Origin of the sequence: Nocardia sp. NPDC004568 (genome assembly GCF_040609955.1) — a bacterium.
Lineage (GTDB): Bacteria > Actinomycetota > Actinomycetes > Mycobacteriales > Mycobacteriaceae > Nocardia.
In genome coordinates this window covers 1-25,178 of sequence record NZ_JBEXLL010000074.1, presented here as the reverse complement: position 1 = coordinate 25,178, position 25,178 = coordinate 1, and the positions used below count along the sequence as shown (strand labels likewise).

The window sequence follows — 25,178 nt, the reverse complement described above, 5'->3', positions numbered from 1 at the left end:
GCGCGGGGGAGTTATGGTGATCGGCATGACTGCGTGGTTGTTGCGGGCACTGGCGCTCGGTGGGCTGACCGTCGCCCTGCGGGTGCTCCTCGGGTTCGCGATGGGCTATATCCCGACCTACGGGGTGTGGTTGCGGCTGCTGTGCCTGGTGGTGCTGATCGGTGCCGCAGTGGCCTGGGGCATACGCGACGGCCGGGCCGACCGCCACGAACACCCGAACCCCGAGCAGGGCGCGGATCTGACGATCCGGTGGCTGCAGACCGCGGTGGTCGCCGGCGTGGGCAGCGGACTGGTGTCCTGGCTGCTGGATCTCCTGCCGAAGGTCGACCTCGGCGACGGCGGACTGCTGTTCGAGGCCACCGCCGCGTCGGCGTTCATCGTCCTACTGGTCTTCGTACCCGGGCTCATCGGCGTGGCCGTCGGACGGCGGCTGGGCAGCCGCGACAACGAGCGATCGGCGGGTGGCGTCACCCCCGCGCTCGGCTCGCCCGCCTGACGGTCCGACGAGCCCGGCCGGTCTCCGAGCTGTCGCCGGTCATCCCCGGGCGGGCCGGAAGGGCTCGGGCAGGAGGAACCGTCAGGAAACCAGGGGTCTTTCGGGAAGCGCCCGTCTACCGAACTCGCGGGCCGCGATCGCGGTTCGATATCGGCGGCGCGCTGGACGGTCAGATCGCGTTCGGCCCCGCCCCTTCTCCACCGCACAGCCGGTCGGCCGCGGGTGGGACCGGTGCCGGTCCTGCCGGGCCGACCGGATCCTGATCGCCGGCGCCGCCGGCGTCACAGCAAGATCGCGCTGCTTCCCGTGGAGCCGGCGCCGGCGACCGCCGAATACGCGGCGGCGAGCAGGGCGGGGTCGGGACCTTCCAGCCGGCCGGGTTTGGCCAGTCCGTCCAGCACGACGAACCGCAGCACGCCCGAGCGGGTCTTCTTGTCGGTCTGCATACTCTCCAGCAGTTGCGGGAGGGCCTCGGGATCGTAGGTGGTGGGCAGCCCGACGCTCTCCAGGATGTCGCGGTGCCGGTCGGCGGTGGCGTCGTCGAGGCGCCCGGCCAACCGGCCCAGTTCGGCCGCGAAGACCAGACCCACCGACACCGCCGCGCCGTGCCGCCAGCGGTAGCGCTCCCGGCGTTCGATCGCGTGGCCCAGCGTATGACCGTAATTGAGGATCTCGCGCAGCGCGGACTCCTTGAGATCGGCCGCGACCACCTCCGCCTTGACCGCCACCGCCCGGCGGACGAGCTCCGGCAGTACGTCGCCGGTCGGATCCAGCGCGGCCTGCGGGTCCCGTTCGATCAGGTCCAGGATCACCGGGTCGGCGATGAACCCGGCCTTGATGATCTCCGCCATCCCCGCCACGATCTCGTTGCGCGGCACGGTTTCCAGGGTCACCAGATCGACCAGGACCGCCGCCGGCTCGTGGAAGCAGCCGACGAGGTTCTTCCCGGCTTCGGTGTTGATACCGGTCTTCCCGCCCACCGCGGCGTCCACCATGGCCAGCAGGGTGGTGGGTACGTGGACGACCTTCACTCCGCGCATCCAGGTCGCGGCGACGAATCCGGCGAGATCGGTGGCCGCGCCACCGCCGAGGCTCACCACCACGTCGTTGCGGGTGAGGCCGATCCGGCCCAGCACCTCCCAGCAGAAACCGGCGACGGCGAGTTCCTTGCCCGCCTCGGCGTCCGGAATCTCGATGCGGTGGGCGTCCAGACCGGCCTCGGCCAGTGTGGTGCGCACCACCTCGGCGGTCTCGACCAGCGACGGCTGGTGGAACAGGGCGACGGTCCGCACGCCGCCCGCGCCGGAGACCACCTCGACGAGGTCCCCGAGCAGACCGCGGCCGATGATCACCGGATAGGGCTGTGCGGTGCGGACTTCGATACGCGTCGGTTCTGTCACGTGTGCTGCTCCGATCCTGTCTGTGCCTGCTCGGCCTGTTCTCGTTGCTCCCGGCGGGCCCGGGCCCGTCTGGCGCGCGCCCGCCGGGACCGGCCCGGGGTGCGCAGGCCGGTATCGGCGGCCCGGCCGGGTTCGGCGCCGGGTGATGGTGCGGTGTCGCCCGCGGCGCTCGATGCCGCGGTCTCGCTCGCGGGCCGGTCCGGAGTACTCGACTCGGCGGTATCGGCCGCGCGTTGCGCCGCGGCTCGGCGGGCCCGCGCCCGGGCCCGCCGGCGGGCCCGCGACCTGCTGGTGCGCGAAGTACTCGGACCTTCGGGCGCGTTCGTGCCGGGGGCGTCGGCGGTCTCCTGGACCGATTCCAGGGCGAGTTTGCCCAGAATCGAGCGCACCACGCGGCCCGGACTGCGGCCGTCGGTGCGCACTCGGACCGAGGTCCCCTCCCGGTAGAGCGGCCGCCGGGTCCGCATGAGTTCCCGGTATTTCGCCCCGGGGTCGGCGCCACCCAGCAGCGGCCGGTGGGTCCCGGCGCCGGTGCGGCGCAGCCCCTCGGCGATGCTGATCTCCAGATACACCACGGTGCGGTCGCGCAGCAGGGCGCGGGTGCGTTCGGAGAGCACCGCGCCGCCACCGAGGGAGACCACACCGCTGCGTGTGCCGAGCGCCTCGCCGACCACCTGTTCCTCGATCCGGCGGAATTCGGACTCCCCGTCCTCGGCGAAGATTTCCGGAATGGTGCGGCCGGTCGCCTCCTCGATCCCGGCATCGGTGTCGTAGAGCTCGACGCCGAGTTCCCGGGCGAGTTTGCGGCCGATGGTGGTCTTGCCCGCCCCGGGCGGGCCGATCAGCACCACCAGGGGGCCGTGCGGATCGGTCTGCTCGGTCATTACGCCGGGTCGGCGACGGTATCGCCCGGGTTCAGATGGGGCCGCCCGCTGATCCGCTTCACGTAGCCGTCGAGATTGCTCACCGTCTCCGCGAGCGAATCGCCCCCGAACTTGTCCAGTGCGGCCTGGGCCACCACCAGCGCGACCATGGATTCGGCGACCACCCCGGCCGCCGGAACGGCACAGACATCGGACCGTTGGTGGATCGCCACGGCCTCCTCGCCGGTGGACATATCGACCGTGGCCAGCGCGCGCGGCACCGTGGAGATGGGCTTCATGGCCGCGCGCACGCGCAGCGCCTCGCCGTTGGTCATCCCGCCCTCGAGACCGCCGGCGCGGTTGGTGGATCGCAGGACGCCGTCACTGCCGGGGCGCATCTCGTCGTGGGCCTGGCTGCCGCGGCGCCGGGCCGTCTCGAATCCGTCGCCGACCTCGACGCCTTTGATGGCCTGGATGCCCATCAGCGCCGCGGCCAGTCGCGAATCCAGCCGGTTCTCGCCGCTGGTGAAGGAGCCCAGTCCGATCGGGAGCCCGGTGACGACCACCTCGACCACCCCGCCGAGGGTGTCGCCGTCCTTCTTGGCCGCCTCGATCTCGGCGATCATGGCCGCCTCGGCGCCGGCGTCGAAGGCGCGCACGGGACTCTCGTCGATCGCCGCCAGATCGGCGCCGGTGGGAACCACCCCGGTGGTGTTCGCGGCCGTACCGATGGAGACCACATGGGAGACGACCTCCACGCCGAGGGCCTGGCGGAGGAAGGCACGGGCCACGGTCCCGGCCGCGACCCGCGCCGCGGTCTCGCGCGCACTCGCGCGTTCCAGTACCGGGCGGGCGTCGTCGAAGCCGTACTTGAGCATGCCGGAGTAGTCGGCGTGGCCGGGGCGGGGACGGGTGAGCGGGGCGTTGCGGGCCAGTTCGGCCAGTTCGGCCTCGTCGACGGGGTCGGCGGACATGACGGTGGTCCACTTGGGCCATTCGGAATTGGCGATCTCGATGGCGACGGGACCGCCCATGGTGCGGCCGTGACGGACCCCGCCGATCACGGTGACCTTGTCGGCCTCGAACTTCATCCGGGCGCCGCGACCGTAGCCCAGCCGTCGGCGCGCCAGCTGTGCGGAGATCTCCTCCGAGGTCACCTCGACACCGGCGACCATCCCTTCGAGGATGGCGACGAGAGCGGGTCCGTGGGATTCTCCAGCAGTTATCCAGCGCAGCACGCCGACTATCTTCCCATGTCGGCGGGACAGGCGGGGGAGGCGGTCGGCCGTGCTCATCGCCCCCGGGAAGTGGGTGAGGCCCGGGATTGCCGCGCGGTCACCACAGGGCGAGTCCGAGAAGTGTCGCGGCACACATCGACGGACCGTGCGCGACGGTGGGCGCGAGGCGTTCCGGCGCGGGTGCCCGCGGGCCGGCGACCCGGTACCGGCCGCCGAATATTCGCCGCCCGGCGCGGGATCCGAGCAGCGCGCCGACCCCGGCGAGCGCGGTACACACCGGCGCCGCGAGGGCCGACCAGACCCAGACCGGACCACCACCGAGCCCGGCGGCCGCGCCCAGCCCCAGGGCCAGTTTCACATCGCCGGCTCCGAGTGCGGCCGGGCGCGTCAGATGGATCAGCAGATAAGGGGCCGCGAGCAGTACCGCGCCCCAGGCGGCGGGGTGGAATCTCCCGGTCAGCGCCGCGTAGCCCAATACGGCGACGGCTCCGGGCACCGTGAGCAGGTTCGGCAGGCGCCGGTAGCCGATATCGCTGACGCTCAATGCTGCGCACCAGACGGTGAAGGCGAGGAAACAGGGGGTCGTCATGCCTTTCACGATCGTCGCCGGCGGGCCGCGCCGGCAGCGGTGAACGCATCATGTGGACAACTCCGCCCGCTGTGCCGATATGTGAACAATGGTTGGTTCACATTGCCGCGAGCGGCTGCGCCCGGTCGGCCCGTGTGCCGGGGCCGGGTCGGCGGTACTTTTGTGCCATGTCTGCTGATGCCGGTCGGGGCCCGCGGGCCCGGCCCGATTACGCCGCCCGGCGCGGTGCGCTGCGCAACCTGCTGGTGCAGAACGAGATCGACGGCCTGCTGGTCACCGATCTGGTGAACATCCGCTATCTCACCGGATTCACCGGTTCGAACGCCGCGCTGCTGGTGCACTCGTGGGACACCCCGGGCGCGGAGGACCGCACCGTGATCTCGACCGACGGGCGCTACGACACCCAGGTCGCCGAGCAGGTCCCCGATCTGCGCGCCGAGATCGCCCGGGCGGTATCGCGCCGGGTGGTGGAACTGGCGGGGGAGTGGCAGTTCGGGCGGCTCGGGTACGAGAGTCATATCGTCACCGTCGATCAGCACCGGGCGCTGCTCGAGCTCGGCTCCGGACTGGAGTTCGTGGCGACGCCCGGCCTGGTCGAACAGCTGCGCATGGTCAAGGACGAGTACGAGATCGATCGGCTGCGCACCGCCTGCGCCGTCGGTGACGGGGCGCTGGCGGCACTGCTGGAGACCGGGGCACTACGCCCGGGGCGCACCGAGCGTCAGGTCGCCCGGGATCTGGAATGGGCGATGTTCGAGCGCGGGGCGGCCGGGGTCGCCTTCGAGACGATCGTCGCGGCCGGGGCGAATTCGGCCGTTCCGCACCACCGGCCCACCGAGGCGGTGCTGGCCACCGGTGATTTCGTGAAGATCGACTTCGGCGCCGTGGTGGACGGCTACCACTCGGATATGACCCGGACCTTCGTGCTCGGCGAACCCACGGCGTGGCAGCGCGAGGTCTACGACCTGGTGTACGCCGCGCAGCGGGCCGGTCGCGAGGCGCTGCGGCCCGGTGTGCCGTGCGCCGATGTGGACGCGGCCGCCCGCGAGGTCATCGCCGCCGCCGGCCACGGGCCGCTGTTCGTGCACGGTCTGGGGCACGGGGTGGGGTTGCGCATCCACGAAGCGCCCGGAATCGCCAAAACCGGCACGGGTACACTCCAGTCTGGCGTGGCGGTGACCGTCGAACCAGGTGTGTACTTTCCCGGCCGCGGCGGGGTCCGGATCGAGGACACGCTCGTGGTGCGCGAAGGGGGCCCGGAACTGCTCACCAACACCGGCAAAGATCTGATCGTCGTCGGATGACGACGGTCGCCCGAGAACCGAGGAGACCCGAAGACAGTGGCGGACACCAGCGACTTCAAGAACGGCCTCGTGCTGAAGATCGACGGTAATCTCCAGCAGATCGTCGAGTTCCAGCACGTGAAGCCGGGTAAGGGTCCCGCGTTCGTGCGGACCAAGCTGAAGAACGTGCTGTCGGGCAAGATCGTCGACAAAACCTTCAACGCGGGCGTGAAGGTGGAGACCGCCACGGTCGACCGCCGCGATATGACCTACCTGTACCACGACGGCTCCGATTACGTCTTCATGGACGGCGAGACCTTCGATCAGATCTCCATCGCGGAGAGCACCATCGGCGAGCAGGCCCGCTTCCTGCTGGAGAACATGACCGTGCAGGTCGCCACCCACGAGGGCGCGCCCCTGTATGTGGAACTGCCGGTCACCGCCGAGTTCGAGGTCACCCACACCGATATCGGTCTGCAGGGCGACCGGTCCACCGGCGGCACCAAGCCCGCCACCGTGGAGACCGGTGCCGAGGTCCAGGTCCCGTTGTTCATCAACACCGGTGACAAACTCCGTATCGACACCCGCGACGGCAGCTACCTGGGCCGCGTCAACTCCTGACGTGCCCGATCAGCCCGCGGACAAGAAATCCGCATACAAGAAGCTCGGCGCCCGCCACAAGGCGCGCCGCCGGGCGGTGGACCTGCTCTTCGAGGCCGAGGCCCGCGATATCGATCCGGCCGATCTGGCCGACGAGCGGATCGAGCTGGCGGCCCGCGATCAGGGCGTGGCGCCGGTGCACGCCTATACCCGGACCCTGGTGGACGGTATCGCCGAGGAACTCGACCGGGTCGACGGGACCATCGAGTCCTATCTGCAGGATTGGACCCTGCCGCGGCTGCCCGCGGTGGACCGCGCCATCCTGCGCGTGGCGGTCTGGGAGCTGCTGTACGCGCCCGATGTCCCGCCGATCGTCGCCGTGGACGAGGCGGTGGAACTGGCCAAGGAATTGTCCACCGACGACTCCCCGGGGTTCGTGAACGGAGTGCTCGGACAGGTGGTGCTGGTGGCGCCGCAGATCCGCGCGGCCGCCGCGGCCGCCGGGCGTTCCCGTGATCCGGAAGCGGAGGACTGACGTGCGCAAGTACCTGGTGCTGGCCCGCCGCACCCCCGCCTACGACCCGGCGGTGGCCGAACCGCACCGCCGGTTCCTCGCCGAGCTGCGCGCGAAGGACATGCTGCAGGAGAGCGGTCCGTTCACCGACGGTAGCGGCGGCGCGTACCTTGTGCTCGCGGAGTCGCTCGCAGCCGCCGAGGCGGTGGTGTACACCGATCCGCTGCACACCACCGGCTCGTCGGCGATCACGGTCCACGAATGGGAGATCACCGGCTGAGTCCGTACCGGACGCTCCGGTCCCGGTCCGGCCGCGCGACTCGATGAGAGGGCGATAGGCTGTTTATCGCAACATCCCACGATGTCGAGGAGTGCGGACCATGACCGAGAACGCGGGTGTCACCCTGCCCGAGGGTGGATGTACCACCGCGGAGGCCTGGGAGATCTTCGACCGGTTGCCGGCCGCGCCCGTGCACGAGGTGACCACCGGCCGCTGGCGCGGTTCGGAACTGCCCACCGGCCACCCGATGGACGGTACGCTGTCCGAATCCGGTTGGTACGGTAAACAATTCGATACGCCCGATCAGGTGCATCCGCTGCTGTTCACCGATGAGCGCGGCACCGTGTTCGCGGTGGACCCGCGCCGGGTCCCGCTCTCGCTGGCGGGCCGGATTCCCGCGCACTGGCTGCGCCCGGTACGCAACAACTTGCGTGTCCTCGGCCCGCTGGTGCGTACCCGCCGAGCGACGGCTCGGTTACGCGATATCGAATACCGCGGCGTGGTCAGCGCCGCCATGGTCTACGACCACCTGCCGATCATCGACCATTTCCGCCGGCTCGACGACGACAGGTTGCTCGGCGTCATGGATATGCGCGGTCTCGCCGAACCGTACTTCTTCGTCCTGACGCGGTGATCAGCGCGCCGGGCCCGGCCGCAGGATGATCTTGCCGAGCGGCGTCCGGGATTCCAGCAGTTCGTGGGCCGCGGCGGCGCGGTCGAGCGGCAGAATCGTCTCCACCGGTGGCGTCAGCGCCGGCAGCCGCTCGAGTATCGCGGCACGGGCGCGGCCCACCCGGCCGTGCCAGGCGGGGCCCGAGCATCCGGTGAGTGTCAGCCCATGCGGGATCAGGTCGCCCGCCGCGACGCGGGCGGGCTCCCCGGAGAGCCAGCCGTAGCTGAGCATTCGCCCGGACCCGGGCGTCATCGTCTCGAGCAGGGCGGCCGCCGAGGTGCCGCCGAGTGAGTCGAACACGATATCGATCGTGCGGCCCGGCTCTCCACGTAGTTGTCCGGGCCAGAGCTCGTCGCGGTGGTCGAGGACCTCGTCGGCGCCCAGTTCCTTCGCGCGCCGCATTTTGGCCGGTCCGCCCGCGGTCGCGATCACCCGGGCCGCGCCGAATTCGCGGGCCAATTCGACCAGGTGCGCACCCACACCGGTGGCACCGGCCTCGACCAGCACCGTTTCGGAGCCGGTGAGCGCCGCGGCTTCCAGCAGTGCCAGCGCCACCGAGCCGCTCATCATCACCGCCGCCGCGTCGGCGGCCGTGACTCCCATGGGAATCGGAGTCGCGGCATCCGCTCGCACGCGGACCGATTCGGCGTACGCTCCCGTCCCGTCCGTGTCGGCCACCACCCGCCGTCCGAGGTATTCGGATCCGACACCCTCGCCCACGGCGATCACTTCCCCCGCCACTTGGAAGCCGAAGACCACCGGCGGTGGCGAGGCCATCGGAAACGCGCCGGAACGCAGCTGGGTCTCGGGGTACAGGACGGGAATCGCCTCGGCTCTGATCACCACTTCACCCGGCCCGGCGACCGGCTCCGGGACTTCCCGGGATACCAGCACCTCGGGCCCGCCGGTTTCCGTCATTACGATTGCCTGCATTGGAACTCCATAAGTTGACTGACGGTCCAGATAACTTCTTCAAGATATGGACCGCCGGTCAAGTTGTCAACGAAGGTGGTGCGACCATTCCGAAGGAACGCGCGGACGCCGCCCGCAACCGGCGCGCCATCCTGGACGCGACCGCGGCGCTACTCGCCGAACACGGCCCGGAGGCGGTCACCATGGACCGAGTCGCGGCGGCCGCCGGGGTGGGGAAGGGCACCATCTTCCATCGCTTCGGGAGCCGTGCCGGATTGCTGCACGAGATGGTCGCCGAAAGCGCGGTCACCCTGATGTCCGCCGTGACCGACGGTCCCCCGCCGCTGGGGCCCGGTGCGCCGGCCGATGACCGGCTGCTCGCGTTCTTCGCCGCCATGGCGCGGTTGGTGATCGACAATCTGGCGCTCATGGAGGTCTACCGGGTGGTCCCGCCGCATCCGCGTACCGAGGAGTTCCACCGTTTCTGGCGCGCCCATATCACCGCTCTGCTGGGCGAAGCGCGCCCGGACCTGGATGCGGAGACGGTCGGCCGATTGCTGCTGGACGGCCTCGCGGGCCAGACCGTGCCGGAAATGGTCCGCGCGGGTTCGACCGACCGCTTGCTGGCGGCCGTCGATCAGCAGGTGCGCTCGGTACTGCGCGCGCCGTGACTGCCGGTGGTCAGCGCACGTTGCGCGGCCGGAACTGGATGCTGATCCGCGGTCCGGTCGGCCGCCGGGTCTTGGGCACCGCGTGCTCCCAGGTGCGCTGGCAGGAGCCGCCCATGACCAACAGATCGCCGTGGCCGGGGTGGAAGCGCAGGCTCGGGCCACCGGCACGGGGGCGCAGCAGCAACGGGCGCGGGGCGCCCAGGGTGAGGATGGCGACCATGGTGTCGTGGGTGGCGCTGCGGCCGATGGTATCGCCGTGCCAGGCCACACTGTCGCGGCCGTCGCGGTAGTAGCACAACCCGGCGGTGCGGAACGGTTCGCCCAGTTCGGGCCCGTAGTAGGCGCTCAGCGTTTCGCGGGCCTCGTGCAGAACGGGGTCCGGTAGCGGGTCGGATTCGCCGTAGAAGCAGAGCAGTCGCGGGACGTCGACGACGCGGTCGTACATCTGCCGCCGCTCGGCCTGCCACGGCACCGTCGCGGCCAGCTGCTCGAACAGGTCGTCGGCGCCGCGTAGCCAGCCGGGGCGGAGATCGACCCAGGCGCCGTGGCTGAGCGGCGTGCGCGCGACGCCGGTCAGCGGGGCGAGTTCCGCCGCCCCGAAGCCGTCGAACAGCGAGCCCTGCAATGCCATGCCGACAGATTACCCCGAATTCGAACATACGTTCCCATGGGGGTGGTTGGTGGGTCCTCGGCTCCGCGGCCGTCCGGGACGGGCGCTCCGCGTCCCACCGCGGGCGGGTGCGCCCTTCGGCGTGCTGGCTGCCGGCCGGTTCCATGCCTCTGAACAGCGCGGATGCCGTATCAGCGGCCGTGTCAGGCAGCCGTCAGGGCGGTGTCAGCGGACTCGCCGACAGTAATCCCATGAGCAGCACAGCGAACAGCGCGATCGCGACGGACACGGTGTCCGTTGTTTCGAATTCCACCGCAGCATCCTCGAAGGAGTACGCCACCATGTCCGTCGCCCTGACCGACCAGGAACAAGCCACCCTCCGGACCGCCGCCTACGGTGCCCTGGCGTTGATGGCCGCCACCGGTGCGCCCCACTCGGCCGCGACCGACGGTTCCCGGGCACTGGCCTCGGCGACCGGCCTGGTCGGCCATGTGCTCGCCGCGAAGTCCGCGGATATCGCACTCACCGGAAAGACCGTCGCCGAACTGGCCGACCGTGTGTTCCCGGCCTTGAGTGCCGCAATGGACCTGCTGCGGAAAAAGGATGCGGCCGAGGCTGAGAACTTCCGCAGCACGATCGGCCTCGCTGTGGACGCGGCCGCCCGGCCCCGCCGGGGCGAGCCCGGCCCGGCGGCGGTCGAGATGGTCCGCAAGATCACCGCGGCCCTCGCCTCCGGTGCGGGATCGGCGGACGGCCGGACCGGTTCGGCTGCCGGACCGGATCGGCCGGAGTTGCGGAAGGCGCTCGAAGAGATCGTCGCGTCCGGTCTCACCGGTCTCACCGTGCGGGTGCACGATGAGCGGGGCGAGTGGGTCGGTAGTGCGGGGGTGGCCGAGTTGGGTGGTTCGGTGCCGCCGCCGGTCGACGGGCATGTCCGGATCGGTAGCAATACCAAGACGTTCGTCGCGACGCTGGTGTTGCAGTTGGTGGCCGAGGGCAGGATCGGGCTGGATGGTCCGGTGGTGGACTATCTGCCCGGATTCGGTTTCGATGAGCGGATCACGGTGCGGATGTTGTTGCAGCACACCAGTGGCCTGTTCAACTTCACCGGCGAGTACTACCCGGACGGGACGGTCGTGGCGGGTATCCCCTGCAACGTCTCGGGCAAAGAATGGGTGGACAACCGGTTCCACAGCTACGAGCCCGAAGAGCTGGTCCGGCTGGCGCTGTCGAAGCCGGCCCGGTTCGAGCCGGGCACGGACTGGAGCTATTCGAACACCAACTACGTGGTGGCGCGGCTGCTGATCGAGAAGGTCACCGGGCGGCCGCTCGCCCAGGAGATGCAGCGCCTGATCCTGGGACCGCTGGGTCTCACGGGCACGGTGGCGCCCACCACGCAGACCGCTGTTCCCGAGCCGCACGCCCACGCCTACTACCGCTACACGGATGCCGGAGCGGAACGGACGGTCGACGTCACCGAAGTCAACCCCTCCTGGATCTCCAGTGGCGGTGACATGATCTCGACCAGCCGTGACCTGCACACCTTCATCTCGGCGCTGAACAGCGGCAAGCTCCTGCCGGATCACCTGCTGGCCGAGATGCGCACCCCTCGCCCGACGGGTATCCCCGGGATGGGTTACGGCCTCGGGGTATTCGTCCAGGACACCGATGGTGGCACCGTCATCATGCACAACGGCGGCGCCGGGGGGCACGCGGCGCTGATGTACAGCACGCCCGATGGCGCCACGACGCTGACCGGCACGCTGAATTATGTGGACGATGCCGCGCTGTCGCTCGCCGCGGCGTTCCAGGAGGCGACCCGGCGACTCGTCGGGGAAGTATTCGGCGGCCCGGCCGATCCGGCTCTTCCGGTGGAATGAGCGCAAGGGTCGATACGCCCCCGAGCGCCGACCTGTTCCGGTAGGCATGCGACAGATCGCGAATCCGCGGCCGCGTCGAGCTTCAGAGCTCGGCGCGGCCTGCCGCTGTGTGAACCGTCCGCCCGATCCGGCGTGCCGTGGCGCCCGCCCACGTGCGTTGGTTCCGGCCGGATGGACTCGGCACCCGGCGGGCGAACATCAGGAATCGGCGGTGGCGGGGATCGCGCGCTCCACGGCGGTGCGCACCAGTTCGCGGGCCTGTTCCTCGGTGAAGACGCCGGGCAGGGTGAGGCGTTCGAGGATCAGCCAGTTCAGGGCGAGGAACAGGAGGACGACGGTGTCCTCGTCGCCGGGCATTCCGAAATCCAGGTGGTTGCGGATATTGAAGTCCAGGTCCGCGCGCACCCGCTCGGTGAGCAGGGCCTGAAGCTCGGGTCGCCGGGTGGCTTCCAATCGGAGTTCCAGGAGGGCGAGGTAGCCGGTGCGGAAGCGGGTGACGCGGTCGACGACCTCGGTCATGAGCTCGGTGACGGTCTCGCGGGTGCGTGGTCCGTGCAGGGCGGCCATGGCCGTCTCGTCGGGGATCAGGCGCTCGTAGTACCGGTGTCCCACCTGGACGAGTAGGTCGTCTCGGTTGCCGAAGTAGTTGGAGGCGGTGCCGGCCGGTACTGCCGCCGCTTTGTCCACCGCGCGGAAGGTCAGTCCCCGGGCCCCGTCTCGGGCCAGGACCTCGATCGATGCGTCCAGCAACGCCTTACGGCGTTCGGGATTCGTGCGGACCACTTGACACCACTCCATCTGTAGTACTACGGTTCAAACCACTTCGAACAGAGTACTACATCTGAGGCGGTAAGGGTTTGTAGCCCGCTCGGCCGTCCCCCTCGAAGTCCGGTCCGCACCGGTTTCACGAAAGGCGCAACCGATATGCGAAAACAGCACGGCACCTACCCCGTTCGAAACAACCAGCAGCGTTTCGTGGCTCGGCCCGTACCTCCGCGAGTGGCCGCCGCCCGCAACGCGGGGCCCCGGACCGGCAGGCGCGGGGCTCGCTGAGAGTGGAACCGAATCCGCCCGGCACCGGAATCCGGGCCGGACGGATTCGAATACGGCAGCGGACAACACCGGTGCGACCGGTACATCTACAGAAGAGGACAGACCACCCCATGCGCGACGTGAACCTCTGGAGTGAAGAATTCGGCACCGCGACGGATACGCCGATCCTGTTGATCATGGGGTCGATGTCGCAGGGCATTCTGTGGCCGGACGACTTCGTCGGCCGCCTGGTGGCCGGAGGGCGCCGGGTGATCCGGTACGACCACCGCGATACCGGTCTGTCGGACACGGTCGATTTCGCGGCGCATCCGTACACGTGGGGAGATATCAAGGACGATGTCTACCGCGTGCTGGACGCGCACGGACTGGAGAGTGCGCATCTGGTCTGCCATTCGGCGGGTGGGCTGCTCGGTCAGTTCGTCGCCGTGGAGCGGCCGGAGCGGGTGCGCTCGCTGACCGTGATCGGTTCCTCCCCGCTCGGCGGCGGCGAAGGCGCGGTCCTCATGCGGGCGCTGCTGGGGGAGCCGCAGCCCGCGGGTAGTTTGCCGGAGCCGACGCCCGAATTCGTCGAGTTCTACCGGACGCTGATGGCCGGCCCGCCGCCGGAGAACCGAGACGACCGGATCGCCGGCATGATCGCCGAGCAGCGCGTGCTGCACGGGGGCGGGTTGCCGTTCGACGAGGCCGCGGCACGCCATCTGCAGGAACGGATTCACGATCGCGCCCGGGACCTGACGGCCGTGGCCAACCACCGGCTGGCCGCGGCGGCCCGGCCGGACTTCGAACCGGTGGGCGTATTGCACCGGGTGCAGGCGCCCACGCTGGTCGTCGAAGGCAGCCACGAGCCGGCCAAACCGGGCCACGGCGCGCTCATTGCCGAGCAGATCCCCGGGGCCCGGCTGATGATCGTGGCGGGTATGGGCCATACATTGCCGCCGGAGGTCCACCAGGAGCTGGCGGGCGCCGTTCTCGCGCATACGGCCGGGTGACGGTTCACCGGATACCGCCCGCCGGCTCGGCGCGTAGTTCCACTGTGCGGTCCTGTTCGGCGGGGGTGCCGAACGGGACCGCCATGAACTCGGTCACCCCGACGTCGCCGAGCCGGGTCAACGTCCGCCTGATTCGCGCCGCGGTGCCCACGATCGCAATCTACTGCTCTCCACCGGGCCGGGCCGAAGGTGAGGAAACGGTGTGCGGACCGACCGGGCGCCGGAGATTCGAGGTTCGGAGCGCGCAGCTATCCGAGCCGGCAGCGGTTCAGTAGTTCGTGGGCGATATCGACGGCGGCGCGGTGGCATTCGTCGTCGGACAGCGGGAGATCGCCCATCATCGCCGTGCTCCAGCTGATCGCGAGCAGGGCCTGGCGGGCGTGGAACACATCGAGGGGGTCGCGCGCGGGCTCGGTCATCAGGTCCGCGAGCAGCCGGAACTGATAGCGCAGGCTCACCCCGAAGCCGAGTTCCCGGAACGCGGGCTGGTTCTCGTGCATGAACCGCACCATGTCGCGGCCCGTGCTGTGCAGCAGCTCGCCGTATCGATCGAGGATCTCCGCCGCGCGGGCCCGGCCCGCGGGGGTGCCTTCGGCCCAGCTGACGAGATCGTCGATACCGCTGCGGACATCGTCGGAGAGGCTGGCGACGATGTCCTCCTTGGTGCGGAAGTGGTAGTACAGCGCCGCTTTGGTGACACCGAGCCGCTCGGCGATCTGCCGCAACGAGGTCTTCTCGTAACCCTGTTCGGCGAACAGTTCCATCGCCACCGCGCGAATGCGGTCGCGGGTATCGCTGCGCCGAGCGCCCACGGGGCCCCCTTCTTCTGATTGACGGTTCGCAGGCCAGAGCCTAACGTCCCCGCTGCAACCGGTTACCAGCCGGTCGACAAGTAAGTACAGGGGAGAGAATCGTGTGCGAACCATCCGCCCAGGTGCCCACCGCCGGCGTGGCCATGACCGCGATCGGCGTCGCGCTCATCCGGGTCCGCGAAAGCGCGCGGCCCGACCGGCTCTACGACGATCCACTCGCCGCGGCCTTCGTGGCGGCGGCCCGCCCGGCCTTCACCGAGGAACGCTGGTCGCGGCTGGAGGCGCTGGCCGATCAGTTCTACGAAGGCCGCTCCCTGGCGGTCAAAGCCGTGGACGAGAGCTTCGGCGAGGCTGTGGCCGCCGGCTGCGGGCAGATCGTTCTGTTCGGGGCCGGGCTGGATACCCGGGCCTTCCGGCTCGGGCTGTCCGCCGGGACCGTGTTCTTCGAAGTGGACCTCCCCGAACTGTTCGATTTCAAGGAGCCGGTGCTGGCCGCGCGGCAGGCCCGGCCCGACTGTGTGCGCCGGGTGGTCCCGGCCGATCTGCGCGGGGACTGGGGGCGGGCACTGGTGGCCGCGGGATTCCGTCCCGGAGTCGCCACCCTGTGGGCGGAGGAGGGAGTCCTGAACTACCTGCCGCGGCCGGACGCGCAGGCCCTGATCGAGACGGTGACCGAACTGTCCGCGCCCGGGAGCCGTTTCGGCATCGGCCGGTTCCAGGTCGACGCCGCCGCCCCGCGGTACCGGGAACTGAGCGACCTCGTCTCCGGCGATTCCGCTGCCGCACGGCCGGTCAACGGTCTGGGCCCGGATGCGGAATCGTGGTTCACCGCGCACGGCTGGCGCACCACCTTTCGCGCCTGGAACGATCGCGTCGCCCCGTATGGGCGGCCCGGTCTCGGCGAGGTTCCGGGAATGGGTACCGTGCTCGCGGTCCGTGAATGACCGCTCACCGCTGTCGATAACCGCGATCACATCCCGCGGCACCGTCACCGGGCGTGGTCGCGTTCACACTTCGAGGCCGGTCCTCACCTGGTGAAAGTCGCCGTTGGGCGGCTGATAGGCTGCTCGGCGTAAGACATCCTTTAACGGACCGTCCAGTGAGGCGGGGAAGGAGGTCGGTATGGCCGTGCCCGAAGAACGCGGCGCTGCCGAGGCGACGTCACCTCCCGAGCGGCACACCCCGGAGTGGGTCGCGACAGGGCGCGAACTGCTCTCCGCCTCCGATGTCGGCCGCACGGTCGCGCGGATCGCGCATCAGATCATCGAGCGCACCGCCCTGGACTCGGGCGATCCCGATACGCCCCGGGTGGTTCTCATCGGTATCCCGACCCGCGGCACCACCCTCGCGCATCGGCTCACCGACAAGATCGAGGAATTCTCGGGAGTGCGGCCCGCGCTCGGCTCCCTCGACATCACGCTCTACCGCGACGATCTGCGCACCAAACCGCATCGGCCGCTGGAACGCACCTCGGTGCCGGACGGCGGGATCGAGGATGCGCTGGTCGTACTCGTCGACGATGTGCTCTTCTCCGGGCGCACGGTGCGCTCCGCCCTGGACGCGCTCCGGGATCTGGGCCGGCCGCGCGCCGTCCAGCTGGCGGTCCTGGTGGACCGCGGCCACCGCGAACTACCGATCCGCGCCGATTTCGTCGGCAAGAACGTACCCACCGCGCGCACCGAGGACGTGTCGGTGCTGTTGTCCGAACACGACGGCCGCGACGGGGTTTTCCTGCATCAGGGGGAGGGACAGTGAGACATCTGCTGACGGTGACCGACCTCGATCGCGACACCGCCACCGAACTGCTCGACGAGGCGGAGCGATTCGAGCAGGCACTGCTGGGCCGCGAAGTGCGCAAACTCCCCACCCTACGCGGGCGCACGGTGATGACGGTGTTCTTCGAGAACTCCACCCGCACCCGGGTCTCCTTCGAGGTCGCCGGCAAATGGATGAGCGCCGATGTGATCAATGTGAGCGCGAGCAGCTCCTCGGTCGCCAAAGGGGAATCGCTGCGCGATACCGCGCTCACCCTGCACGCCGCGGGTGCCGACGCGCTCGTCGTTCGGCATCCCGCTTCGGGTGCGGCGCATCAGATCACCCGCTGGTTCGAGGACTGGTCGCGGCAGTCGGGCAGTTCGGTGCCCGCGGTGATCAATGCCGGGGACGGCACCCATCAGCACCCCACCCAGGCGCTGCTCGACGCGCTGACCCTGCGGCAGCGGCTCGGCGATATCGCTGGCAAACGGGTGGTGATCGTCGGCGATATCCTGCACAGCCGGGTGGCCCGGTCCAACGCTTTCCTGCTGTCCACGCTCGGCGCGGAGGTGGTACTCGTCGCACCGCGCACGTTGCTGCCGGTGGGTGTCGAGGGCTGGCCGGTGCGGGTCTCGACGGACCTGGATTCCGAACTGCCCGGCGCCGACGCCGTCCTCATGCTGCGGGTCCAGGCAGAGCGGATGAACGGCGGATTCTTCCCGTCGGCCCGCGAGTACTCGATCCGCTACGGCCTCTCGGAGCGACGGCTGGCGTTGCTCGACGAACAGGCGGTGGTGCTGCACCCCGGCCCGATGCTGCGCGGTATGGAGATCGCGTCGTCGGTGGCCGATTCGCCGCGCGCCGCCGTATTGCAACAGGTGACGAATGGAGTCCATATGCGCATGGCGGTGCTGTTCCGCCTGCTGGTCGGAGTGCAGGAGGCCGCGGCGTGAGCGAGTCGGGCCCGGAGTCGGCAGCGGAGCGTAACCACGGAGGGCCCTCGCGCACGCCCCGGGAACACAGCGTGAGCGAGTCGGGCCCGGAGTCGGCAGCGGAGCGTAACCACGGGGGGCCCTCGCGCACGCCCCGGGAACACAGCGTGAGCGAGTCGGTGCTGATCACCGGGGTGCGGCCGTACGGCGAGGGCGAGCCGGTGGATGTGCTGATCACCGGTGGCGTGATCCAGCGGATCGGCACGGGCCTGCCGGCCGCGGACGCCGAGATCGTCGACGGCGCCGGGCAGGTGCTACTGCCCGGATTCGTGGATCTGCACACCCACCTGCGCGAACCCGGCCGCGAGGACACCGAGACCATCGAATCGGGGTCCGCCGCCGCGGCGCTGGGTGGTTACACCGCGGTCTTCGCCATGGCCAACACCTCGCCGGTCGCCGATACCCAGGTGGTCACCGACCACGTGTGGCGGCGCGGGCAGGAAGTCGGGCTGGTCGATGTGTACCCGGTGGGTGCGGTGACCGTGGGCCTGGCCGGCGCGCAGCTCGCCGAGATGGGCACCATGGCCACCGGCGCGGGTGCCGTGCGCATGTTCTCCGACGACGGGCACTGTGTGCACGATCCGCTCATCATGCGGCGCGCGCTGGAGTACGCACGCTCGCTGGGCGTGCTCGTCGCGCAGCACGCGGAGGAGCCCCGGCTCACCTCCGGCGCGGTGGCGCACGAGGGACCGACCGCGGCCCGGCTGGGTCTGGCGGGGTGGCCGCGGGCCGCGGAGGAATCCATCGTCGCGCGTGACGCGCTGCTGGCCCGGGACGCGGGCGCACGGGTCCACATCTGCCACGCTTCCACAGCCGGCACCGTGGAATTGGTGAAATGGGCCAAAGCGCAAGGTATTTCGATCACGGCCGAGGTCACGCCGCATCATCTGCTGCTGACCGATGCCCGCCTGGAAACCTATGACGCGGTGAACAAGGTGAACCCGCCGCTGCGCGAGGGCTCCGATACCGAGGCGCTGCGGCAGGCGCTGGCGGACGGCATCGTGGACTGTGTCGCCACCGATCACGCCCCGCACGCCGAACAGGACAAATGCTGCGAATTCGCCGCGGCGCGGCCCGGGATGCTGGGTCTGGAGACCGCGTTGTCCATTGTGGTGCAGACCATGGTGCGGCCCGGTCTGCTGGACTGGCGCGGGGTCGCCCGGGTGATGAGTGAACGGCCCGCCGAGATCGTCGGCCTCGACGACCAGGGCCGCCCGATCGCCGAGGGCGAGCCCGCCAACCTGGTGTTGGTCGATCCGGAGGCCACCTGGACCGTGGAGGGCGGCGACCTCGCGAGTATCGCGAGCAACACCCCCTACCAGGCGATGACGCTGCCCGGGCGGGTCACCGCCACACTGCTGCGCGGCCGGATCACCGCCCGCGACGGAGTGGCCGCCGCCCCCGCGGGTATACGGGTAGGAGGGCGCTGATGGAGCGGACACTGTGGGTGATCGGCTGCGTGCTGCTGTGGGCACTGTTCGTCTATCTGATGTACCGGGGCTGGCGTAACCGTGCCGCCCGGCAGGCCGACCGTATCGGTGACCTGCCTCCGGTCCCGGAGGAGACGGGCGCGCGGATTCTGGACCCGACCACCGGCCTCTACCTCGGCAGCACCATCGCGCCGAGCTGGCAGGACCGGATCGCGGTCGGTGATCTCGGGTTCCGCGCCGCCGCGGAACTCACCCGCTTCGAGAAGGGAATCCTGCTGGCACGGCAGGGCGCGTCCGCGATCTGGATTCCGGAGCAGTCCATCTCCGCGATCCGCACCGAACGCGGACACGCGGGCAAGGTCATGAGCGAGGGCGGAGTACTGGTCATCCGCTGGACACTGCCGAGCGGGACCGAGATCGACACCGGGTTCCGCGGCGACGACAAGACGGTGTATCCGGCCTGGGCGCGGGCAACGACGGGAGACGACGAGAAATGACGACAACTACGGACGCGGCCCTGGTCCTGGAAGACGGGCGGGTCTTCCGCGGTACCGCCTACGGCGCGGTGGGCCAGACCCTCGGCGAGGCGGTGTTCTGCACCGCCATGACCGGGTATCAGGAAACCCTCACCGATCCCAGCTATCACCGGCAGATCGTGGTGGCCACCGCCCCGCAGATCGGCAATACCGGCTGGAACGACGAGGACGACGAATCGCGGCAGATCTGGGTGGCGGGCTACGCGGTCCGCGATCCCGCGCGCCGTGCCTCGAACTGGCGCGCCAACAACACCCTGCCGGGAAAGCTGGAACAGCAGAACATCGTCGGCATCGCCGGTATCGACACCCGTGCGGTGGTGCGGCATCTGCGCAGCCGTGGCTCGATGAAGGCGGGAATCTTCTCCGGCCCGGCGCTCGCCGATACCGAGGAACTGCTCGCCCGGGTCACCGGTCAGCCGTCCATGCTGGGCGCCGATCTCGCCGGTGAGGTCAGTACCGATCGGATCTACACCGTGGAATCGGAGGGCACTCCCCGGTTCACCGTGGTCGCCGTCGACCTCGGGATCAAATCCAACACCCCGCGGATGTTCGCCGCCCGGGGGATGCGGGTGCACGTGGTCCCGTCCTCGACGAGCCTGGACAAGATCCTCGAACTGAAACCCGACGGCGCGTTCCTGTCCAACGGTCCGGGCGACCCGGCCACCGCCGATACCGCCGTCGCCCTGACCCAGGGCATCCTCGACAAGGGGCTGCCGCTGTTCGGTATCTGCTTCGGCAACCAGATCCTGGGCCGGGCGCTGGGCCGCGGCACCTACAAGATGAAATTCGGGCACCGGGGGATCAATATCCCGGTCGTCGAACACGAGACCGGCCGTATCTCCATCACCGCGCAGAACCACGGGTTCGCGCTGGAGGGGGAGCGCGGCGAGCAGTTCGACACCCCGTTCGGCAAAGCCGAAGTCAGCCATGTCTGCGCCAACGACGGCGTCGTGGAGGGGGTGCGCCTGCTGGACGGCCGCGCCTTCTCCGTGCAATACCACCCGGAAGCGGCCGCCGGTCCCCATGACGCCGCGTACTTGTTCGACCGGTTCTCCGGTCTTATGGAGGGAGCCTGATGCCACGCCGTACCGACCTCGAACACATTCTGGTCATCGGTTCGGGCCCGATCGTCATCGGTCAGGCGTGCGAGTTCGACTACTCGGGAACCCAGGCGTGCCGGGTGCTGCGCGCCGAGGGGCTGCGCGTCTCACTGGTCAACTCCAATCCGGCGACCATCATGACCGACCCGGAATTCGCCGATTCCACCTACGTGGAACCGATCACCCCGGAATTCGTCGAAAAGGTCATCGAGAAGGAACGTCCCGACGCGCTGCTGGCCACGCTCGGTGGGCAGACCGCGCTGAACACCGCGGTCGCGCTGCACGAGCGCGGGGTGCTGGAGAAGTACGGGGTCGAGCTGATCGGCGCCGATTTCGATGCCATCCAGCGCGGTGAGGACCGGCAGAAGTTCAAGGACATCGTGGCGCGGGTCGGCGGGGAGAGCGCCCGTTCCCGGGTCTGCTACACCATGGACGAGGTCCGCGACACCGTCGCGGAACTGGGCTTCCCGGTCGTGGTGCGGCCCTCGTTCACCATGGGCGGGCTCGGGTCCGGAATGGCCTACGACGAGACCGATCTCGATCGGATCGCCGGCGGCGGCCTGGCTGCCTCGCCGACCGCGAACGTGCTGATCGAGGAGTCCATCCTCGGCTGGAAGGAATACGAACTCGAGCTGATGCGCGACGGACGCGACAATGTCGTGATCGTCTGCTCGATCGAGAACGTGGACCCGATGGGTGTGCACACCGGCGACTCCATGACCGTCGCCCCCGCCCTCACCCTCACCGACCGCGAATACCAGAAGATGCGCGATCTCGGTATCGCGATCCTGCGCGAGGTCGGGGTGGACACCGGCGGCTGCAATATCCAGTTCGCGGTGGATCCCACGGACGGCCGCCTCATCGTCATCGAGATGAACCCGCGCGTCTCGCGGTCCTCGGCGCTGGCGTCCAAGGCCACCGGGTTCCCGATCGCCAAGATCGCGGCCAAACTGGCCATCGGGTACACACTCGACGAGATCGTCAACGACATCACCAAAGAGACCCCGGCCTGTTTCGAACCCACCCTCGACTATGTCGTGGTGAAGGCGCCACGGTTCGCGTTCGAGAAGTTCCCCGGCGCCGACCCCACTCTGACCACCACCATGAAATCGGTGGGCGAGGCCATGTCGCTGGGCCGCAATTTCGCCGAGGCGCTCGGTAAGGTGCTGCGCTCGCTGGAGACCAAAGCGGCCGGGTTCTGGACCGCCGCCGATGGTAAGTGGGCACCGGCCTCCACCGATCAGGCCGATATCGACGCCGCGATCGCGGAGATCCTCGCGGATCTGCGCACCCCCACCGAGGGCCGGATCTACCAGGTGGAACGCGCCCTGCGGTTCGGCGCGAGCATCGAGGACGTCGCCGCCGCCTCCGGGATCGACCCGTGGTTCGTCGCCGAGATCGCCGGACTGGTGGACCTGCGCACCGAACTGCTGGAGACCCCCGTTCTGGACGAATCGCTGCTGCGGCGGGCGAAGTACCACGGCCTCTCCGATCGCCAGATCGCCGAACTGCGGCCGGAACTGGCCGGTGAGAGCGGTGTCCGCGCCCTCCGGCACCGGCTCGGGGTGCGGCCGGTGTTCAAAACGGTCGATACCTGTGCCGCCGAATTCGAGGCCAAGACCCCGTATCACTACTCGGCCTACGAACTCGACCCCGCGGCCGAATCCGAGGTCGCCCCGCAGCCCGATCGCGACAAGGTGATCATCCTGGGTTCCGGGCCCAACCGCATCGGCCAGGGCATCGAATTCGACTACTCGTGCGTCCACGCCGCGCAGACGCTGTCGGCGGCCGGCTACGAGACCGTCATGGTCAACTGCAACCCGGAAACGGTGTCCACCGACTACGACACCGCCGACCGCCTCTACTTCGAACCGCTCACCTTCGAGGACGTGCTCGAGGTCTACCACGCCGAATCCGAGTCCGGCACGGTCGCCGGGGTGATCGTGCAGCTCGGCGGGCAGACCCCGCTCGGGCTCGCGGAACGGCTCACCGCCGCCGGGGTGCCGGTGGTCGGCACCAGTGCCGCCGCCATCGACCTCGCCGAGGATCGTGGGGAATTCGGTGACGTGCTGATCGCCGCCGGGCTGCCCGCGCCCAAGTACGGCACCGCCACCACCTTCGAGCAGGCCCGCAAGATCGCGGCCGATATCGGCTATCCGGTCCTGGTGCGCCCCTCGTATGTGCTGGGCGGTCGCGGTATGGAGATCGTCTACGACGAGCAGTCCCTCGAGGGCTACATCTCCCGCGCCACCGAACTCAGCCCCGAACATCCGGTGCTGGTGGACCGGTTCCTGGAAGACGCCATCGAAATCGACGTGGACGCGCTCTGCGACGGCGACGAGGTCTTCCTGGGCGGTGTCATGGAGCATATCGAGGAAGCCGGTATCCACTCCGGCGACTCCGCCTGCGCGCTGCCACCGATCACCCTGGGCCGCAGCGATATCGAGGCGGTACGCCGCTCCACGATCGCCCTGGCCAAGGGAATCGGCGTGAAGGGCCTGCTGAACGTGCAGTACGCGCTCAAGGACGATGTCCTCTACGTCCTCGAGGCCAATCCACGCGCCAGCCGCACCGTCCCGTTCGTCTCCAAGGCCACCGCGGTGCCGCTGGCCAAGGCGGCCGCGCGGATCATGCTCGGCGCCACCATCGCCGAACTCCGCGCCGAGGGCATGCTGCCCGAGGGCGACGGCGGGCATGTCGCGCTGGACGCTCCGGTGGCGGTCAAGGAAGCGGTGCTGCCCTTCCACCGCTTCCGCAGGGCCGACGGGAGCCAGGTGGATTCGCTGCTCTCGCCGGAGATGAAGTCCACCGGTGAGGTCATGGGCATCGACGCCGACTTCGGCACCGCCTTCGCCAAGAGCCAATCCGCGGCGTACGGGTCGCTGCCCACCGAGGGCACCGTGTTCGTCTCCATCGCCAATCGTGACAAACGCGCCATGGTGTTCCCGGTGAAACGCCTGCACGATCTCGGCTTCCGCATCCTGGCCACTGCCGGAACCGCGGAAATGCTGCGCCGCAACGGAATCCCCTGCGAACAGGTCCGCAAACACTCGGAGCCGGTCTCCGCGGCGGGCGGAAACACACCCCCGCAGCCGTCCATCGTCGACCAGATCCGCGACGGAGAGGTCGATATGGTCTTCAACACCCCCTACGGCAACTCCGGGCCCCGGGTGGACGGCTACGAGATCCGCAGCGCCGCGGTCGGCGTCAATATTCCCTGTATCACTACGGTCCAGGGCGCCGCGGCGGCCGTCCAGGGCATCGAGGCCAGTATCAACGGCGGACTGGGTGTGCGGTCGCTGCAGGAACTGCACTCGGCGTTGCGCGGCTGAGGGCGCGGGCGATGACGACCACGACGTTCGGTGAGCGGCTGGCCGCCGCCATGAACACCCACGGTCCGATCTGCGTCGGGATCGATCCGCACCCCGCCCTCCTCGAGGCCTGGGGGCTGTCCGACGACGCCGACGGGCTCGAGGCCTTCGCGGAGCGCTGCGTGGAAGCCTTCGACGGCACGGTGGCGTTGGTCAAACCACAGGTCGCCTTTTTCGAGGCCTACGGCGCCGCCGGGATCGGGGTGCTCGAACGCACCATCGAGGTGCTGCGCGCCTCGGGCACCCTCGTTCTGGCCGACGCCAAACGCGGCGATATCGGCTCCACCATGGACGCCTACGCCCGCACCTGGCTCGGCGACGGTCCGCTGGCGGCGGACGCGGTCACCGTCTCGCCCTATCTGGGCTTCGGTGCCCTGCGTCCCGCCCTCGAGCTGGCCCACGCCGAGCATCGCGGCGTATTCGTCCTGGCCGCCACCTCCAACCCCGAAGCCGCGCAGATCCAGCAGGCGACGGTGGGCGGCCGCACCGTCGCGCAGACGGTGGTCGACGACGCCGCTCAGCTGAACCCCGCCGGCCGCCCGGGTTCGGTCGGGGTGGTGGTCGGCGCCACGCTCACCGAGATCCCGGATCTCAGCATGCTGAACGGCCCCGTACTCCTACCGGGAGTGGGGGCGCAGGGAGGCACCGCGGACAAGGTCCGGGGATTGCTGCCGCAACCGCTGTGGCGGGCGGCGGTACCGAATGTGTCGCGGGACGTGCTCCGCGCGGGGCCCTCGGTCGAGGCGTTGCGCGGTCGGCTGGCGGAGTTCCAGGAGGAGTTCGCCTTCCTGCGGTGAACGGTTTTCCGCCACCACTTCGAACCGGTTGTCCTTCGCGGTCGGCCCGCGCGCCGCGCCATCGGGCGCGCGGGTTCTCGCGCTTGGCGAATACTGCCCGCCGAACGTCTTTTCGGCAGCCGCACGCTCGCGGCGCCGGGTCGGGTGAGCGATGCCGGTTGCCTACGGCGAGGTTCACCGTCGTGGGTCGCTTCGGGGCCCGCGGGGCAGCAGCAGTGCGCGTCTGTCACCGGGCTTGCTCGTGAAGGTGCTGTGTTTTTTGGCGCGCCTTCGGCGCGCGGGGTTGAGGCCCCCTTGGTCTCGCCGTTTCGGCCTCGAGACTTGCGCTTCGCGC

At 69.7% G+C, this 25,178-nt stretch carries 25 protein-coding genes and 1 pseudogene; 17 read left to right on the top strand and 9 right to left on the bottom strand.

Annotated features, from left to right (window positions below):
- The first annotated feature begins 25 nt into the window (after window positions 1–25).
- Entirely contained in the window at window positions 26–496 is a 471-nt protein-coding gene (locus tag ABZV91_RS26485) for a B-4DMT family transporter (protein WP_355247046.1), read from the top strand.
- Between the two features lie 281 nt (window positions 497–777).
- Here ABZV91_RS26485 and aroB read toward each other — a convergent pair whose 3' ends face one another.
- The 4 genes and pseudogenes from aroB to ABZV91_RS26465 form a co-directional block, all read right to left on the bottom strand.
- Window positions 778–1,896, bottom strand: a complete 1,119-nt coding sequence (gene aroB / locus ABZV91_RS26480) for a 3-dehydroquinate synthase (protein WP_355247043.1) — start codon at window positions 1,894–1,896, stop codon at window positions 778–780.
- 356 nt (window positions 1,897–2,252) lie between these two features.
- Window positions 2,253–2,780: pseudogene (locus tag ABZV91_RS26475) on the bottom strand (shikimate kinase); the annotation flags it as partial.
- The gene (aroC, locus tag ABZV91_RS26470) at window positions 2,780–3,997 is read right to left on the bottom strand and encodes a chorismate synthase (RefSeq protein ID WP_355247040.1); all 1,218 of its coding nucleotides are present in this window, start codon (window positions 3,995–3,997) and stop codon (window positions 2,780–2,782) included. The gene aroC and the pseudogene ABZV91_RS26475, both read right to left, overlap by 1 nt.
- A 97-nt stretch (window positions 3,998–4,094) precedes the next feature.
- Window positions 4,095–4,586 carry an A24 family peptidase gene (locus ABZV91_RS26465; RefSeq protein WP_355247037.1) on the bottom strand — a complete coding sequence of 164 codons (492 nt, stop codon included), beginning with the start codon at window positions 4,584–4,586 and terminating at the stop codon, window positions 4,095–4,097.
- A gap of 167 nt (window positions 4,587–4,753) precedes the next feature.
- Here ABZV91_RS26465 and ABZV91_RS26460 point away from each other — a divergent pair, with 167 nt between their 5' ends.
- The 5 genes from ABZV91_RS26460 to ABZV91_RS26440 all read left to right on the top strand — a co-directional run bounded on the left by ABZV91_RS26460 (window position 4,754) and on the right by ABZV91_RS26440 (window position 7,897).
- Complete coding sequence (locus tag ABZV91_RS26460) at window positions 4,754–5,890, top strand: Xaa-Pro peptidase family protein (protein ID WP_355247034.1); 1,137 nt, start codon at window positions 4,754–4,756, stop codon at window positions 5,888–5,890.
- Between the two features lie 36 nt (window positions 5,891–5,926).
- Entirely contained in the window at window positions 5,927–6,490 is a 564-nt protein-coding gene (efp, locus tag ABZV91_RS26455; RefSeq protein WP_039825569.1) for an elongation factor P, read from the top strand.
- Window position 6,491: 1 nt separating this feature from the next.
- A complete protein-coding gene (gene nusB, locus ABZV91_RS26450) occupies window positions 6,492–7,004 on the top strand; it encodes a transcription antitermination factor NusB (RefSeq protein WP_355247030.1) in 513 nt (170 codons plus the stop codon).
- Window position 7,005: 1 nt separating this feature from the next.
- Window positions 7,006–7,263 (top strand): YciI family protein, encoded by a 258-nt coding sequence (locus ABZV91_RS26445; protein WP_355247027.1) that lies wholly within the window; start codon window positions 7,006–7,008, stop codon window positions 7,261–7,263.
- A 100-nt stretch (window positions 7,264–7,363) separates the two neighbouring features.
- A complete protein-coding gene (locus ABZV91_RS26440; RefSeq protein ID WP_355247024.1) occupies window positions 7,364–7,897 on the top strand; it encodes a DUF4334 domain-containing protein in 534 nt (177 codons plus the stop codon).
- Here the strand turns inward: ABZV91_RS26440 and ABZV91_RS26435 are convergent, their stop codons facing one another.
- Window positions 7,898–8,869 (bottom strand): zinc-binding dehydrogenase, encoded by a 972-nt coding sequence (locus ABZV91_RS26435; protein ID WP_355247022.1) that lies wholly within the window; start codon window positions 8,867–8,869, stop codon window positions 7,898–7,900.
- Between the two features lie 14 nt (window positions 8,870–8,883).
- On the opposite strand from ABZV91_RS26435, the gene ABZV91_RS26430 reads away from it, so the two are divergent.
- Window positions 8,884–9,519 carry a helix-turn-helix domain-containing protein gene (locus ABZV91_RS26430; RefSeq protein ID WP_355247019.1) on the top strand — a complete coding sequence of 212 codons (636 nt, stop codon included), beginning with the start codon at window positions 8,884–8,886 and terminating at the stop codon, window positions 9,517–9,519.
- A 10-nt stretch (window positions 9,520–9,529) separates the two neighbouring features.
- On the opposite strand, the gene ABZV91_RS26425 is transcribed toward ABZV91_RS26430, so the two are convergent.
- Window positions 9,530–10,150 carry an alpha-ketoglutarate-dependent dioxygenase AlkB gene (locus tag ABZV91_RS26425; protein ID WP_355247016.1) on the bottom strand — a complete coding sequence of 207 codons (621 nt, stop codon included), beginning with the start codon at window positions 10,148–10,150 and terminating at the stop codon, window positions 9,530–9,532.
- 320 nt (window positions 10,151–10,470) lie between these two features.
- Here ABZV91_RS26425 and ABZV91_RS26420 point away from each other — a divergent pair, with 320 nt between their 5' ends.
- Window positions 10,471–12,009: a serine hydrolase domain-containing protein gene (locus tag ABZV91_RS26420; protein ID WP_355247013.1), complete on the top strand. Its 1,539-nt coding sequence runs from the start codon at window positions 10,471–10,473 to the stop codon at window positions 12,007–12,009.
- A gap of 198 nt (window positions 12,010–12,207) precedes the next feature.
- Here the strand turns inward: ABZV91_RS26420 and ABZV91_RS26415 are convergent, their stop codons facing one another.
- A complete protein-coding gene (locus ABZV91_RS26415; protein ID WP_355247010.1) occupies window positions 12,208–12,792 on the bottom strand; it encodes a TetR family transcriptional regulator in 585 nt (194 codons plus the stop codon).
- Between the two features lie 380 nt (window positions 12,793–13,172).
- Between ABZV91_RS26415 and ABZV91_RS26410 the strand changes: the two genes are divergently transcribed.
- Window positions 13,173–14,051: an alpha/beta fold hydrolase gene (locus ABZV91_RS26410; protein WP_355247007.1), complete on the top strand. Its 879-nt coding sequence runs from the start codon at window positions 13,173–13,175 to the stop codon at window positions 14,049–14,051.
- Window positions 14,052–14,055: 4 nt separating this feature from the next.
- Here the strand turns inward: ABZV91_RS26410 and ABZV91_RS26405 are convergent, their stop codons facing one another.
- Together ABZV91_RS26405 and ABZV91_RS26400 are read right to left on the bottom strand one after the other, a co-directional pair.
- Complete coding sequence (locus tag ABZV91_RS26405; protein WP_355247004.1) at window positions 14,056–14,202, bottom strand: hypothetical protein; 147 nt, start codon at window positions 14,200–14,202, stop codon at window positions 14,056–14,058.
- Between the two features lie 97 nt (window positions 14,203–14,299).
- Window positions 14,300–14,863: a helix-turn-helix domain-containing protein gene (locus tag ABZV91_RS26400; RefSeq protein ID WP_355247001.1), complete on the bottom strand. Its 564-nt coding sequence runs from the start codon at window positions 14,861–14,863 to the stop codon at window positions 14,300–14,302.
- A gap of 101 nt (window positions 14,864–14,964) precedes the next feature.
- Here ABZV91_RS26400 and ABZV91_RS26395 point away from each other — a divergent pair, with 101 nt between their 5' ends.
- From ABZV91_RS26395 to pyrF, 8 genes are all read left to right on the top strand, one after another.
- Complete coding sequence (locus tag ABZV91_RS26395; protein WP_355246998.1) at window positions 14,965–15,807, top strand: SAM-dependent methyltransferase; 843 nt, start codon at window positions 14,965–14,967, stop codon at window positions 15,805–15,807.
- 178 nt (window positions 15,808–15,985) lie between these two features.
- On the top strand, window positions 15,986–16,618 hold the full coding sequence (pyrR, locus tag ABZV91_RS26390; RefSeq protein WP_355246996.1) for a bifunctional pyr operon transcriptional regulator/uracil phosphoribosyltransferase PyrR: 633 nt from the start codon (window positions 15,986–15,988) through the stop codon (window positions 16,616–16,618).
- A complete protein-coding gene (locus ABZV91_RS26385; RefSeq protein WP_355246993.1) occupies window positions 16,615–17,571 on the top strand; it encodes an aspartate carbamoyltransferase catalytic subunit in 957 nt (318 codons plus the stop codon). Before pyrR ends, ABZV91_RS26385 begins: the two co-directional genes overlap by 4 nt.
- Before the next feature lie 146 nt (window positions 17,572–17,717).
- Window positions 17,718–19,040, top strand: a complete 1,323-nt coding sequence (locus ABZV91_RS26380; protein WP_355246991.1) for a dihydroorotase — start codon at window positions 17,718–17,720, stop codon at window positions 19,038–19,040.
- Window positions 19,040–19,537 carry a transporter gene (locus tag ABZV91_RS26375; protein ID WP_355246988.1) on the top strand — a complete coding sequence of 166 codons (498 nt, stop codon included), beginning with the start codon at window positions 19,040–19,042 and terminating at the stop codon, window positions 19,535–19,537. Before ABZV91_RS26380 ends, ABZV91_RS26375 begins: the two co-directional genes overlap by 1 nt.
- Window positions 19,534–20,652, top strand: a complete 1,119-nt coding sequence (gene carA, locus ABZV91_RS26370; protein WP_355246985.1) for a glutamine-hydrolyzing carbamoyl-phosphate synthase small subunit — start codon at window positions 19,534–19,536, stop codon at window positions 20,650–20,652. Before ABZV91_RS26375 ends, carA begins: the two co-directional genes overlap by 4 nt.
- Window positions 20,652–24,008 (top strand): carbamoyl-phosphate synthase large subunit, encoded by a 3,357-nt coding sequence (carB, locus tag ABZV91_RS26365; protein ID WP_355246982.1) that lies wholly within the window; start codon window positions 20,652–20,654, stop codon window positions 24,006–24,008. Before carA ends, carB begins: the two co-directional genes overlap by 1 nt.
- Before the next feature lie 11 nt (window positions 24,009–24,019).
- Window positions 24,020–24,844 (top strand): orotidine-5'-phosphate decarboxylase, encoded by an 825-nt coding sequence (gene pyrF / locus ABZV91_RS26360; protein WP_355246979.1) that lies wholly within the window; start codon window positions 24,020–24,022, stop codon window positions 24,842–24,844.
- The last annotated feature ends 334 nt before the right edge of the window (window positions 24,845–25,178 follow it).